At 64.4% G+C, this 13560-nt stretch carries 12 protein-coding genes; 5 read left to right on the top strand and 7 right to left on the bottom strand.

Annotated features, from left to right (window positions below):
* The first annotated feature begins 921 nt into the window (after positions 1 to 921).
* A complete protein-coding gene (locus tag ACTXG5_RS25370) occupies positions 922 to 1812 on the top strand; it encodes a DUF1295 domain-containing protein (RefSeq protein ID WP_445161408.1) in 891 nt (296 codons plus the stop codon).
* An 11-nt stretch (positions 1813 to 1823) separates the two neighbouring features.
* Here the strand turns inward: ACTXG5_RS25370 and ACTXG5_RS25365 are convergent, their stop codons facing one another.
* Entirely contained in the window at positions 1824 to 2588 is a 765-nt protein-coding gene (locus ACTXG5_RS25365; RefSeq protein WP_445161407.1) for a pyridoxamine 5'-phosphate oxidase family protein, read from the bottom strand.
* Positions 2589 to 2760: 172 nt separating this feature from the next.
* Positions 2761 to 2946: a hypothetical protein gene (locus tag ACTXG5_RS25360; protein WP_445161406.1), complete on the bottom strand. Its 186-nt coding sequence runs from the start codon at positions 2944 to 2946 to the stop codon at positions 2761 to 2763.
* 189 nt (positions 2947 to 3135) lie between these two features.
* Here ACTXG5_RS25360 and ACTXG5_RS25355 point away from each other — a divergent pair, with 189 nt between their 5' ends.
* From ACTXG5_RS25355 to ACTXG5_RS25345, 3 genes are all read left to right on the top strand, one after another.
* Positions 3136 to 4014 (top strand): HpcH/HpaI aldolase/citrate lyase family protein, encoded by an 879-nt coding sequence (locus tag ACTXG5_RS25355; RefSeq protein WP_445161405.1) that lies wholly within the window; start codon positions 3136 to 3138, stop codon positions 4012 to 4014.
* On the top strand, positions 4011 to 4817 hold the full coding sequence (locus ACTXG5_RS25350) for an SDR family oxidoreductase (RefSeq protein WP_445161404.1): 807 nt from the start codon (positions 4011 to 4013) through the stop codon (positions 4815 to 4817). The genes ACTXG5_RS25355 and ACTXG5_RS25350 overlap by 4 nt, the downstream gene beginning before the upstream one ends.
* A 136-nt stretch (positions 4818 to 4953) precedes the next feature.
* Complete coding sequence (locus ACTXG5_RS25345; RefSeq protein WP_445161403.1) at positions 4954 to 5160, top strand: long chain fatty acid-CoA synthetase Faa4p; 207 nt, start codon at positions 4954 to 4956, stop codon at positions 5158 to 5160.
* A 35-nt stretch (positions 5161 to 5195) separates the two neighbouring features.
* Here ACTXG5_RS25345 and ACTXG5_RS25340 read toward each other — a convergent pair whose 3' ends face one another.
* From ACTXG5_RS25340 to ACTXG5_RS25330, 3 genes are read right to left on the bottom strand one after another with little or no spacing between them, the layout of a single operon-like run.
* A complete protein-coding gene (locus tag ACTXG5_RS25340; RefSeq protein ID WP_445161402.1) occupies positions 5196 to 5678 on the bottom strand; it encodes a polyketide cyclase / dehydrase and lipid transport family protein in 483 nt (160 codons plus the stop codon).
* Positions 5679 to 5688: 10 nt separating this feature from the next.
* The gene (locus ACTXG5_RS25335) at positions 5689 to 7200 is read right to left on the bottom strand and encodes a class I adenylate-forming enzyme family protein (protein ID WP_445161401.1); all 1512 of its coding nucleotides are present in this window, start codon (positions 7198 to 7200) and stop codon (positions 5689 to 5691) included.
* Positions 7193 to 8011 (bottom strand): amidohydrolase family protein, encoded by an 819-nt coding sequence (locus ACTXG5_RS25330; protein ID WP_445161400.1) that lies wholly within the window; start codon positions 8009 to 8011, stop codon positions 7193 to 7195. Before ACTXG5_RS25330 ends, ACTXG5_RS25335 begins: the two co-directional genes overlap by 8 nt.
* Positions 8012 to 8116: 105 nt before the next feature.
* On the opposite strand from ACTXG5_RS25330, the gene ACTXG5_RS25325 reads away from it, so the two are divergent.
* Positions 8117 to 10303 (top strand): acyl-CoA dehydrogenase, encoded by a 2187-nt coding sequence (locus ACTXG5_RS25325; RefSeq protein ID WP_445161399.1) that lies wholly within the window; start codon positions 8117 to 8119, stop codon positions 10301 to 10303.
* 31 nt (positions 10304 to 10334) lie between these two features.
* On the opposite strand, the gene ACTXG5_RS25320 is transcribed toward ACTXG5_RS25325, so the two are convergent.
* Together ACTXG5_RS25320 and ACTXG5_RS25315 are read right to left on the bottom strand one after the other, a co-directional pair.
* Entirely contained in the window at positions 10335 to 10940 is a 606-nt protein-coding gene (locus ACTXG5_RS25320; RefSeq protein WP_445161398.1) for a hypothetical protein, read from the bottom strand.
* 43 nt (positions 10941 to 10983) lie between these two features.
* Positions 10984 to 13494 carry a glycogen/starch/alpha-glucan phosphorylase gene (locus tag ACTXG5_RS25315; RefSeq protein WP_445161397.1) on the bottom strand — a complete coding sequence of 837 codons (2511 nt, stop codon included), beginning with the start codon at positions 13492 to 13494 and terminating at the stop codon, positions 10984 to 10986.
* Positions 13495 to 13560 lie beyond the last annotated feature (66 nt).

The following is a 13560-nucleotide window of genomic DNA, read 5'->3' as shown; positions in this document are numbered from 1 at the left end:
CGTATGGAGAAACTATCCGGTCGTGCCAGGAAAAACTTCGATCGACGTCCACCGATGCCACGCTGTGGCCGCTTTCGGAAGACAACGCCGTTAGTCGAAGCGTTGGGTAATCCGGGGGGCAAAAAACTCTCTACCTGGTGCGAACTCGAATACGAGGCACCGCGAACAGGAACTAAAATTCGGCTCAATCGTCGACTATCGGCGAATAAAAATCTCGCGATCAAAAATATGAGTGTTCGCGGCTTTCGGATGGCACCCGTTGGCGGCCGCACGGCGCCCGATCAAGGGTCGTCTCCTCACACGCTCCATGTCGTGCCGGATAAGACGTGGGCGCTACTGCACGACCGTATCCACCTTGTCGCAGGAGTACTAGGCGTCGGCCGACAGTCGAGGGCAGCGCCGAGATCGGGCATTTCAGCAGTTAAAGACATATACAGAGCAGAGCTAATTATCGGGTAAAGCCTGCCGAAAAACTCGTGACCCGACTTCGCTTGAGCGGGCACAGGACCGATTGGGTGCCATCAGGGGGTTGGGCGACGTTCGTCTTGCGCGAAGGAGGCGATCGTCCATGTCAATGTCGAGCCCGGGACGCACATAGAGTCCTCATATAAAATATGAGTGCTCCATGAATTCGACCTTTGGGATTGCTTTTCGGCTGAGTTCAAGTCGAAGTATGGCAGCGATTAGACACCATTCGCGGGCCCATCAAACGTCGATAACTCGAGCGTGTGGGAAGCTGTTGACACTTCGCATATATCTAATTTAAAACTCTATGGAATCCATATGAATTCCTCCTTCGAGGAGGCAGCGGGATGACTGAGGATCGTGCTGCGTGACGAGAGGGTAAGGCGGTTTGCTGGTTCAGCAGCCGCGGTGGCGCTGGCGTCGCAATCACAGTCGCGGCCTCGCTACTCTCCGAGGATGACGATGGTCAGCAAGACGCGGTCCCTGTGGCTTGTCACCGCGGCGTACCTCATCACCATCGCGGTGGCAGCGACGTGGCTGACCTGGGGCCCGCACACCGGACAGCTCTGGCTCGACACCTTGATCGCCGACGTCCTGGCGACCCTGGTCGTTTTCGCGTTCAGCCGGGCCTACCGGAACTCCAGCTTCTACGACGCCTACTGGAGTGTCGTTCCGCCGCTGTTGTTGTTTTATTGGTGGAGCCAGATCGCGCCCGCGGTCGACGTATTGCGGTGCTGGCTCTTGGCCGTAGTGGTGATGCTGTGGGCGGTGCGGTTGACCGCAAACTGGGTGTACGCGTTTCCGGGTCTGCACCACGAGGATTGGCGCTACCCGATTTTCAAGCAGCGGGCCGGGCGCTGGGAGATTCTGGCCGACCTGGTGGCCATCCATCTGATCCCGACACTGCAGGTCTTTCTGGGCATGGTTCCGGCGTACGTCGCGGTGAGCCGGCCCGGCCCGGGGTGGGTGTGGCTCAGCTGGGTTGGCTTCGTCGTTGGCCTAGCCGCGGTGGCGCTGGAATTTGTCGCCGATCTGCAGATGCACCGATTTGTGGCGCAGCGGCGCGGTAATGAGGCGATGGACCGAGGCCTGTGGAGCTGGTCGCGGCACCCGAACTACTTCGGTGAGTTCAGCTTCTGGGTCGCGATCGCGTTCTTCGGTATTGCGGCGGCCCCCAGTGACTGGTGGTGGCTGATCCTCGGGGCGGTCGCAATGTTGGCGATGCTGCTCGGGGCCAGCATTCCGATGATGGAGGAGCGCAGCCTGCAACGCCGCCCGTCCTATGAGGCCGTGATCGACCGGGTGCCGCGGTTCGTGCCGCGTCCGCCACACAAGACCAAGGCGTGAAAGGCTCCTAGTCACACCGCAACGACGGCGCCGACTGAAAATTCAACGCGTCGACCAACGCCGCCGTCGTCACCGTCCGCGCCGGGGCTCGTCCACCGCACCCGCGCGGTACCAGACACGTGCAACGTGGCGCCGGTTTCGAAGTCAATGAATAGGAGTGCCGCCTCATCGTCGACTGCCAGGTTGCCGAAGCTGTTGAACATGTTGTTGCCCGGGTAATCGGGCCACCACAACCGGCCGGGAGCCTCGACCCGAACAAATCCCGCCGGGCCGCCACGGTGGGACGCATCGCTGCCCCGGGTGGGGTGGGTGGTGCCGAGGAAAAACGTGTCCGAGGCCACGATCATTGCTTGATCGGCAGCGGTCAAAGATGTTGTGCGCCTTGGGTTGTCCGACGTGGCGGTAATCGCCGCGGCATTCACCTGGTGCCGGTGGATGTACTGGGGGCAATTCCCGTAGGCCTGGTCCACCTGCACGGTCAGGCCCATGGCGTCGGCATCGGCGAGAATGCCGTTGATCCGCATTCTGCGCCGGGTGGGGAAATCAATGGCGATCAACCCGACCTGCTGGCTGATCGGCATCGCGTGCAGGGGATCACCCTCGCGAGGCTCCGCCAGAATCTGCAGTCTGTCGCCTTCGCCGCGCAGGAACCCGCGCTCGGCTGACAATGCGGAGGTCCATAGGACGCCCTCTCGGTCGCGTGCGGTCAGTGCGACAAACCGTTGGGATGCCAGGAATTGTGTGGCACCTTTGGACAGCCCGGTCGGATCGAGCATTTTCTCGAGCCGCTTTGCGTGAGATTCGACGCCGGCTCGGCGTTGGGTAGTTACTTCACCTTCGTGAAAGCCCGTCATAGTCACATAAGTATTAACGTTGCCGGGGTTCCACACCTTCCCCGGTGCGTCGGCGGTGACTTGGCGCGCAAATGCCCCGCCAAGAGGTATCGGCTCAGTGCCTCCGCGGCCTGTGGCTGCTCACCGCGTCGTGAATCAGCAGTCCCACCAGGGCTGCCACGCAGAGAGGCACGTACAGCCGGAAGTTGGCCGACGCGTGCTCGTACAACGCGATATAGGCGATCGTTACGAGCGCCACCATGGCGAGAAGGATGCCGCGATTAATCTTGTCCGTGCTCATGCTTCGACCTACCTTTTCGGTCGGCGCTGCGCCGCAAATATCAGCATAAACCTGTAAACACGGTTTCTCACCGCCCTATTTCGCGCGTCCTCGAAATGACGCGTATTGCGCGACAAAACCGTGGCGATTCCGCAACTCAAGTGGCCACCACTTTCTGGGTGGCCGAGGCGAAAGCTCTACGCTGGCCCCATGGCACCGACGCCGCGCCCGCGCCGATCCGCTCTCTACCTTCCCGGCAATAAAGATCGAGCACTCGACAAGGGGAAATCGCTACCGGCCGACGTGTTGATTTTCGACCTCGAGGATGCGGTAGGCCCCGATGCCAAAACCGATTCCAGAGCGAGGGTGTGCGGCGCGATCTCGTCAGACGGTTACCGGCCTCGCGAGATTGTGGTGCGCATCAACGGCGCAGGCACCGACTGGCACGATGACGATCTGGTCGCGGTGGCTCATTCGGCCGCCCACGGCGTGCTGGTGCCGAAGGTAGAGACGGGAAAAGAGGTCCAGGCGCTGGCCGCCGCGCTCGACGCCCTCGACGCGCCGCAGTCGTTGCAGCTGTGGGCGATGATCGAGACGCCGCGGGCCATCTTGCGGGTGGAGGAGATCGCCTCAGCCAGCGATCGGTTGACGGTGCTGGTCGTCGGTACCAACGACCTCGTGAACGATCTGCATGGTTTACACGTACCCGGACGTGCGCCGGTTGTGCCCGCGTTGTCGCTTGCCATATTGGGTGCCAGGGCGGCGGGGAAGGTCATCTTGGACGGTGTGTTCAACACCATCGCCGACGAAGCCGGCTTCAGGGCCGAGGCTCAGCAGGGCCGTGAGATGGGCTTTGACGGCAAAACTCTGATCCATCCGTCCCAGGTTGCCCCGGCCAATGAAGTCTTTGGCCCTTCGGAAAAGGAGCTGGCCGACGCCCGCAAGATCGTCTCGGCCTACGAGCAGGCCCAGGCCGCGGGCAACAGCGTCATCACCGTCGATGGCCGCATGATCGAAAGCCTGCACGTGCGCGACGCGCAGCGGATCCTCGCCCTCGCTGACCTCATCAGCGAACTGGAGTCCCAATGACCGTCCGCCCGAGTCCATTCCGGACCGATCTCCTGCAAGGGAAGGTGGCGCTGGTAACTGGTGGGGCAACGGGGCTCGGTCTGGAGATCGCCCGGGTATTCGGCAGCCACGGCGCTCGCGTGGCGATCTGCAGCCGAAAGGAACCTAATCTTCAAGCCGCGGTTAGGACGTTGCGGGAAGAGGGGATTGAGGCCGTCTACGGCGTCTGCGATGTCCGCCGCCACGACGAGGTCACGGCCATCGTCGAGGAACTGTTGACCACCTTCGGTCGACTCGACGTTGTCGTCAACAATGCCGCCGGAAACTTCCCCGCCCCGATCAGCGACCTCAGCCCTAACGGATTCAAAGCGGTGGTCGACATCGACTTACTCGGAACATTCAACGTATCCAAAGCGGCGTACGACCTTTGGCTGCGCGATCACGGCGGCGCCGTGGTGAACATCAGCGCGGCGATCCAGTACCGCGGCATGGCCCTGCAAGCGCACGTCGTTTCGGCTAAGGCCGGCGTTGACGCGTTCAGCCGTGCCTGCGCGATCGAATGGGGACCCGACGGGGTTCGGGTCAATGTCGTTGCCCCCGGGGCAATGTCGGGCACCGAGGGGATCAGGAGAATCGCCGGCGACGACCAGCACCGCGCCATCCAGAATCCGCTGCGGCGTCCCGGCTCGACCACCGAGATTGCCGAGACGGTGCTATTCCTGGCCAGCGACGCCGCGTCGTACGTGACCGGAGCCGTGCTGGTTGTCGACGGCGGCGGTTGGTTGACGTCCAGCGGCGTGCCGGACTTGCCGGGCTACCACTGACGCTGCCGCCTGGACGATTAGGTGTTTGTGCCGATTTAGGATTATTCTTGCGCGCGGCTCATTGTCGACTCAGGAAAAGCAGATGCTTATTCAGCCCACTCTGCGACGGGCACAATCGCCGCGCAGCGTTCAGCGTGTGACCATCCCGAAGATCGGTCAGTGCTTCGACATCGAAGTCACCCGCGAGACCGATGGGTGGCTCATCCGGATCCCAGAGATCGCTGCGGTGGCCCGCTCCGGCCGCCGGTCGACGATCGAGTTGGTGGCGCGGGAATGCATTGCCGCCCGCACGGGCATCCCGGTGGGTTACATCATCGTCTATGTCGCACAAGAGATCTCCTAGCGCCGGGTCGATTTCGCTCCTTCCCGCTGGCGTGCCTAGTGGTTGCGCCCGTGGAGCTTTTTCAGCGAACGCACCAATCCGGCCTCGATCAACTTGTCGTTGCCGTCGGAGATGAAGTGGTGGACCCGCTTCTCGAGTAGGGCGCGCATCAACGGGTTGAACACCTCGTAGGTCTCGCGGAAGTAGACGCGGGTCTTGCCGCCTCCGAGATCCTCTAGCCGGGTCCAGCCCGAGGCTTTGGACCACAGCGGCTTGCCGATGGCGTCGTACCGCCACGACACCGGGCGTTGGGCCTCGGTGATCCATTCCCAGGACTGGGCCTTGCCGCCCGAGAGCAGATACTTCGGCACGGGAAAGTAGCAGTGTCGCACCAGCCCGTTGCCCTGCTCGTCCCCGGGATGGAGGATCTCGATCTTCACCGTGTCCGTCACGATTCCCGCCCGGGTTTGCTTCCACATCACGTCCCACACCTCTTCGGGCGTGCCGTCGACGACGAAATCAAATCTGTGGTCCTGCACAGCGTCTCCTCTATTCGTGCCGCAGTTGCGACTTCAGCACCTTGCCTCCGGGGTTGCGCGGCAGGGCCGCAAGGTAATCGATCCGGCGGGGCACCTTGTAGTCGGCGAGGCGCTCGCTGGCAAAGCCCTGGAGGTCGGCGGTCGAAAGCGTCGCCCCCGGCCGCAGGACGACGTAGGCGGCGATGTCCTCGCCCAGCACCTCGTGCGGAATGCCGACCACCGCGGCCTCGATCACGTCCGGGTGGGCCTGCAGGACCGACTCGACGTCGTCCGCGTAGATGTTCATCCCTCCTCGGACGACCATCTCCTTCTTGCGCCCGACGATGAAGAGATAGCCGTCGGCGTCGAGGCGGCCGAGGTCACCGGTGTGCAACCAGCCGCCGTCCCACATCCGGGTGGTGGCCTCGGGGTTGCGGTAGTACTCGCGGTGTCCGCCGGGGTTTCGGGTGATGACTTCGCCGACCTCCCCGGTGGGCACGACTTTTCCCTGGTCGTCGACGATGCGCACTTCCACAGGCGGCGTGGGTCGCCCGACGGCGCCCGGGCGCGTGCGCGCGCCCTCGGGATCCATCGTGAAGGTGGCATGCCCGCCTTCGGTCATGCCGTAGCTGTTCAGAACGGCGGCTCCGGGCAATCGGGCCTGCAGGCGCTCCACCGTGTCCGGGGAAAGCGGGGCGCTCCCCAGGATCAGGCGCTTGAGGCTCGAGAGGTCGGCCGAGTCGAACTCGGGATGGTGGATCAGGAGTCTGGCCATGGCCGGGACGACAAAGGCGATGACCGGTCGCTCGCGCGCGACGATGTCGAGCCACCGCCCGGCGTCGAACTTGGGCAGGTACAGCACGGTCATGCCGGCCTTCATCGGGTTGTAGATGAAGCCGAGGCCGGCGAAGGTGAACACCGGGGTGGCGGTGAGCCACTTCATTCCGTTCCATCGCGGCAGTGCGTTGGGCAGTAGGGCGACGTTGCCATGCCGCACGGCAACACCTTTCGGCGTGCCTGTCGTCCCGGACGTGTACATCACGTCGGCCAGGTCGGTCTCGTCGATGGATACCTGGATGGGCGAGGCGTCCGCGCTCTTCAGGTCCTCGAGGTCGGCGAATCGACTGTGCTCCGACGGGCCGGCGGTAGCCACGACGGCCAACGACGGCAGCGACCCGGACAGCGGGGCGACGGCGTCTTCGAACGCGCCGCTGCAGACGACCGCGGCGACCTCAGCGTGCTCGAGGATGGACCGCACCTCGGGCGGCGACAGCCGGTTGTTCATCGGCACGGACACGGCGCCGATCTTGTGGACCGCGCTGTAGGTGACGATGAAGTCGAGGATCTGCTCCGCTTCGAGATCGATGGCGACCAGGTCCCCCTTGCCGACGCCCTTGGCCTGCAGGCCGTGGGCCAACCGATTCGACTCGGTCTCCCAGCGCCCGAACGTGATCGACGACTCGTCACCGAGGTTCCGGTACGCGACCTCGTCCGGGTAGGCCGACGCCATCAGCCGCAGCTGGTCGGGCAGGAGATCAACCATTGCGCCGCTTCTCCAGGAGGCGCTGCGCGGTGCCGCCCAGGAAGTCCGCCATGGGCCCTTCGTCCAGGGCAATCGAACGGGCGGCCTGCAGGGCCTTTTCCATCGGGAGGAACGGATGGTCGGAGGCGAACAGCACCCGGCCCCTGCCGCGTCGCGAGCCCATGAACTTGATCAGCGAGGGATGCATGTACTTGGCCAGAAAGGCCGAGTTCGAGAGGTAGAGATTGGGCCATTTGAGCATGTACTCGATGAGCAGCTCCTCGAACGGGTGGCCCATGTGCGCGCCGATGACGACCAGTTCGGGGAAGTCGATCAGCACGTCCTCGAGCAGTACCGGGTCCTGGCAGCGGGACCTGACCCTGGGTCCGGGGATGCCGATGTTGATCGACACGGGCAGCCCCAGCTCTTCGCAGGTGGCGTAGACGGGGTAGTACAGCGCGTGGTTGAGGGGGTACTGGTCGACCAACGGCGACACCCGCACGAGGTCGACGGTTCCTTCGGCCGCCCGTCGGCGGAGGGCCATGCTCTGCTGCCTGGGCCGGTCCGGGCGGTCGACCGAGGTGGCCAGATACAACCGGTCGCGTCGCTCGGCGGCGAAGGCCAAGGTGTCGTCGTCGACCCTGGACAGCGGGGTGCTCAGGACCGCCCGGTCAACGCCGACCCGGTCCATCTCGGCCACCAGGTCGACCGGGGTCATGCCGTCTCGTACGTCGACGCCGAAGAATCCCTCGACCGAGCCGAACCCCGACTTGCCCAAGAATGCGGCGGCGGCCTCCTTGGACAGCGAATTCACCCAGAGGTCGATGACCATGGTTCCTCCTCGGATCGGGGCCATCGCGGAGCGTACCGCCGGGCGTTGGGTGGAAATGACAAAGCCGGGCATTACAAAGCAACGGCCCCGCGTAACCTCAGCCTCATGCCGATTGCGATCACTGCTGAACACCAGGACCTGGCCGACTCGGTGCGGTCACTGGTGGCACGGACGGTGCTGCCCGAGATGCTCCATCAAGCGATGGAAACCCCGATCGCCACACCGCCGCCGTATTGGCGGACTGCCGCGGATCAGGGCCTGCACGGGGTGCACCTGGCGGAATCCGTTGGCGGGCAAGGGTTCGGCATCCTCGAGCTGGCGGTGGTCTTGGCCGAGTTCGGCCGCGGTGCCGTGCCAGGCCCGTTCGTCCCATCGGCGATCGCCAGCGCCCTGATCTCGGCGCACGATCCGGACTCGAAGCTGCTCGGCGACCTGGCGTCGGGCGCGACGATCGCCGCCTACGCGTTGGAATCCTCGCTAACGGCCACCCGACGCGGCGATGTGCTCGTCGTCCGGGGCGAAGCGCGTTCGGTGGCCGCGGCCGCACAGGCGACGTTGCTGGTGTTGCCGGTGTCCACCGACATCGGCACCGTATGGACGGTGCTCGACGCCGGCCAGCTCGACGTCGAGCAGGTCGTGAGCGTGGACCCGTTGCGACCAGTCGCCCATATTCGCGTGGGCGACGTGGAGGTCGGCGAGGACCGGCTGCTGAGCAACCTGAGCGTCGACGCCGCGCAGGCCATCGTGTCCACGCTGCTGTCGGCCGAGGCCGTCGGCGTTGCGCGCTGGGCCACCGACACGGCGTCGGCCTATGCCAAGATCCGTGAGCAGTTCGGCCGGCCGATCGGTCAGTTCCAGGCGATCAAGCACAAGTGTGCCGAGATGATGGCCCGCACCGAGCGGGCAACCGCGGCGGTATGGGACGCCGCCCGCGCCATCGGTGAAGGGATCGAAAAGCCGGAATCCGCGGTGCAATTCGCTGCTGCCGTGGCGGCGACGCTAGCTCCGGCCGCTGCCCAGAGCTGCACCCAGGATTGCATCCAGGTGCACGGCGGCATCGGCTTCACCTGGGAGCACGACACGGGCATCTACTACCGTCGGGCGCTCGGGCTCGCCGCCGCGTTCGGCCGCGCCGCCGACTATCAACTGCGCGTCGTCGACACCGCGACCACCACCGGCGTGCGCAAGCTAGACCTCGACCTCGACCCAGAGACCGAGAAGCTGCGCGACGAGATCCGCGCCGAAGTTGCTGCCCTGAAAGAGATTCCGGCCGATCAGCGGATGGACGCCCTCGTTGAGGGCGGCTGGGTGATGCCGTATCTGCCCAAACCGTGGGGCCGCTCGGCCGCCCCCGTCGAGCAGATCATCACCGCACAGGAATTCAGCGCAGGCCGGGTTCGGCGCCCAATGCTGGGCATCGCCAGCTTTCTTGTCCCGTCCATTGTTGCGTTCGGCAGTGAGGAGCAGAAGCAGCGCTTCCTGCCGCCGACGCTGCGCGGTGAAATCATGTGGTGCCAGCTGTTTTCCGAGCCCGGCGCCGGCTCGGACCTGGCCGGTTTGTCCACCAAGGCCGTCAAGGTCGACGGCGGCTGGCGAATCACGGGCCAGAAGATCTGGACCACTCTCGCGCAGTACGCGCAGTGGGGTGCGCTGCTGGCGCGAACGGAGCCAAGCGCTCCAAAACACAACGGCATCACCTACTTCCTGCTGGACATGGCCAGCGAAGGCGTCGCGGTGCGGCCATTGCGCGAGCTCACCGGCAACGAATTCTTCAACGAAGTGTTCATCGACGACGTGTTTGTGCCGGACGGCCTGGTGCTCGGTGAGGTCAATCGTGGCTGGGAGGTCAGTCGCAACACTCTGACCGCCGAGCGAGTGACCATCGGCAGCGCCGAGAACCCGAACCTCGCCAGCCTGGACCGTCTGGTCGAGCTCGTGCGCGACGGTCGATTCGACCAGATTGCGCAGAGCCGCGCCGGCCAGCTGATGGCCGAGGGCCACGCGGCCAAGATCCTCAACATGCGCTCGACGCTGCTGACGCTGGCCGGTGGTGACGCACTCCCGTCGGCCGCGATATCCAAGCTGCTCTCGATGCGCACTGCCCAGGACTACGCCGAATTCGGGTTGGGGTCGTTCGGCGTCGACGGAGCAATCGGTGATACCGGGCAGTTGCAGGGCCAGTGGGCTGAGTATCTGCTGTCCAGCCGCGCCACCACCATTTACGGCGGGACCTCAGAGGTGCAGCTGAATATCATCGCTGAGCGATTGTTGGGGTTGCCCCGCGACCCGTGATTCGCTGTCGGGACCGGGCTTTGCAGCGGACTTACGCGACGTACCCGCGGGGTAGGACCGAGAAGTCAACGCACGCCGCGGCAATGACGTCGCCGAATTCCGGGGCGACCGGCGCGCGGAGTCTCAGGAGCGCACCCGCCGACGGTAATTTCTGGGCATTGACGTTGTAATCGAACAGCAATTGCATGGCCTCGGAGTCGATATCGTGCCAGCCGGTGTGAACCGTTATCAACGTGAGGACACCGAGTTCGTCACCCGCGGGGGACAGTATCCGGTGATGCCAGGCGCGATCGGCCTTGAAGCCGGAGTGCGGCTGAACCACTGCCAGAACGCTTCCGCCGCCGTCTTCCAATCTCGCCGCGCCGTCGGCCGGCACAATTCTGCCCACGGGTGAGTTCTGTCTGGTGACGGTCGTGGTACCTGCTACCGCGATCTGGAGTTCGTCACCCGCGGCGCCGGACAGGGTGTAGTCGCTTTTGCCGCCATTCTTGAATCCGAACAACACCGCGGCGCCGCCCTTTTGCTGGGCGCGGCCCAATTCGGTTCCGTCAGAGGTGGCGAGCTGGATCCGCAAAGCGTTGGACGCCGACTTCGTCAATCGCGCTGCGACGGTAGTTGCGTCTCCAAGAATCGGCATGGGTGAGAGCTTAAACGGCCGAGCCCACCCCAGCCCGGACGGCTTACATCGTCACGGTCAGTGGCCAGACCTTCCAGATGTCGTCGCAGTATTCCGTGATGGCGCGATCCGACGAGAATTTGCCGCTGCGTGCGGTGTTCAGGATGGACATCTTCGTCCACGACTCCCCGTCGAGCCATGCCGCGCTCACCCGGTCCTGGCATTCCACGTAGGACGCGAAGTCGGCGCACACCAAGAAGGGGTCGTCGTAGCGCAGGTTGTCTACCAGCGGCTGGAAGACCTCGGTGTCGCCATGCGAAAACGTTCCGCCCGCAATGAGATCCAGCACCGCACGCAGCTCGTCATTTCCGTCGATGTAGTCGGCCGGCCGGTATCCCTTGGCCTTGAGGTCCTGGACCTCCTGCTCCGTCAGACCGAACAGGAAGAAGTTCTCCGGCCCGACCTCTTCGCGCATCTCGACGTTGGCTCCGTCCAGCGTGCCGATGGTCAGCGCGCCGTTGATCATGAACTTCATGTTCCCGGTGCCCGAGGCCTCCTTGCCCGCGGTGGAGATCTGCTCGGACAGGTTGGCGGCCGGATAGATCATGTGCGCGTTCTGCACGTTGAAGTTCGGCACGAACGCCACCTTGATGAACTTGTTGACATCCGGGTCGGCGTTGACCGTCTCACCGACCGAGTTGATCAGCTTGATGATCCGCTTGGCCAAGAAGTAGCCGGGCGCGGCCTTACCGCCGAAGATGAAGGCCCGCGGCGGAATCGACAGTCCGGGGTTCTGCTTGAGCCGATGGTAGAGCGCGACGATGTGCAGCACGTTGAGGTGCTGGCGCTTGTACTCGTGGATGCGCTTGACCTGGACATCAAACATCCAGTTGGGGTTCAGCTCCACGCCCGCCACCGACTGGATGTACTTGGCGAGGCGGTTCTTGTTGCTGCGCTTCACGTCGCGCCACTGCGCCCGGAAGGAGGCATCGTCGACCAGCGGCTCCAGCCGGCGCAGGCGGTACAGATCGGTCAGCCAGCCTTCACCGATGGTGCGGTCCAACAGCTCTCGCAGCCCGGGGTTGGACAGTGCAAGGAACCGCCGTGGCGTCACGCCGTTGGTCTTGTTGCTGAACCGCTCCGGCCATAATTCGTAGAAGTCTTTGAGCACACTGGCTTTCAGCAATTCGGAGTGCAGTGCGGCAACACCGTTGATGGCGTGGCTGCCCACGGTGGCCAGGTGGGCCATCCGAACGTTCTTGCCACCGTCCTCGCCGATCAACGACATCCGGCGGATCCTGTCCTCGTCACCGGGGAACCGGCTGCGTACCTCGTCGAGGAACCGCCGGTTGATCTCGAAGATGATCTCGAGGTGGCGGGGGAGCGATTCCGAGAACATCTCCAGCGGCCACTTTTCCAGCGCCTCAGGCAGCAGGGTGTGGTTGGTGTAGCCGAACGTCGCGACGGTGATTTCCCACGCCTCGTCCCACGCGAGGTCGCGCTCGTCGACGAGCAGCCGCATTAGCTCGGCGACCCCGATCGACGGGTGAGTGTCGTTGAGCTGCAACGCGAATCGCTCGGGGAGTTCCTTAATGGACACGTCAGCTAGGTCGTCCACGATGTGCAACACGTGCTGTAGCGAGCAGGAGACAAAGAAGTACTGCTGGAGCAGGCGCAGCCGCTTACCCGCCTCGGGTTCGTCGTTCGGGTAGAGCACCTTGGTGACCGTCTCCGACGTGACTTCGTCTTCGACCGCCTTGTAGTAGTCGCCGGTGTTGAAGGCTTCCAGCGCGAACGAATTGACGGCCCGCGCGCTCCACAACGTCAGCACGTTGCAGGTGTTGACGCCGTAACCCTGGATGGGCGTGTCGTAGGCGGTGCCTTTGAGTAGTCGGCCCGGCACCCAGCGGACCCGCTCGCCGCCGGCATCGTCGGTGTAGTGCTCCGCGTAGCCGCCCCACTTGACCAGGTAGCTGACGTCGGGCTTGTGAATCTCCCACGGGTTTCCGTTGGCGAGCCAGTTGTCGGTCTTCTCGACCTGCCAACCGTCGTGGATCTCCTGGTCGAAGATGCCGTATTCGTAACGGATCCCGTAGCCGATCGCCGGACGCTCCAGGGTGGCCAGCGAGTCCAGGTAGCACGCGGCGAGCCTGCCCAGGCCGCCGTTGCCCAGTCCGGGTTCCTCCTCGCACGCCAGCACCGTGTCGAGATTCTGGCCCATTGCCGCGAGCGCCTCGTGGGCTGCCCGCTCCAGGCCAAGGTTCAGCAGGTTGTTGCCCAGCTGCGGACCCATCAGGAATTCGGCCGACAGGTAGCAAGTCACCTTGCGCCCGAGATCGAGTGAGGTCTGCGTCGATACTCCTCGGCGATCCTGCATGCGGTCGCGCACAGCCAGCGCGAGCGCCCGGTAGTAGTGCTCGGGTCGCCGGGCCGCGGCCGGGCGACCGATCGAGTAGCGCAGGTGGTCGTTGATCGCTCGCTGTAGCGCGGCGGCCTGCATCCCGGTGCGGGTCGGCTCGACCAGGTCGGGCCGCACGGAACTGCTGGCGGAGGCTGTCTGATCGACATCGGTCATGGTGAGTCCTACTCCCTAGAGATGGTGGCAGTATCGCATCGAAGTGCCCGCGGCGCGCAGGTCCTG

It is taken from the genome of Mycobacterium sp. Dal123C01 (assembly GCF_052566995.1).
Note: the sequence above shows the minus strand (reverse complement) of the source record. Positions and strands in the feature narration are given on the sequence as shown.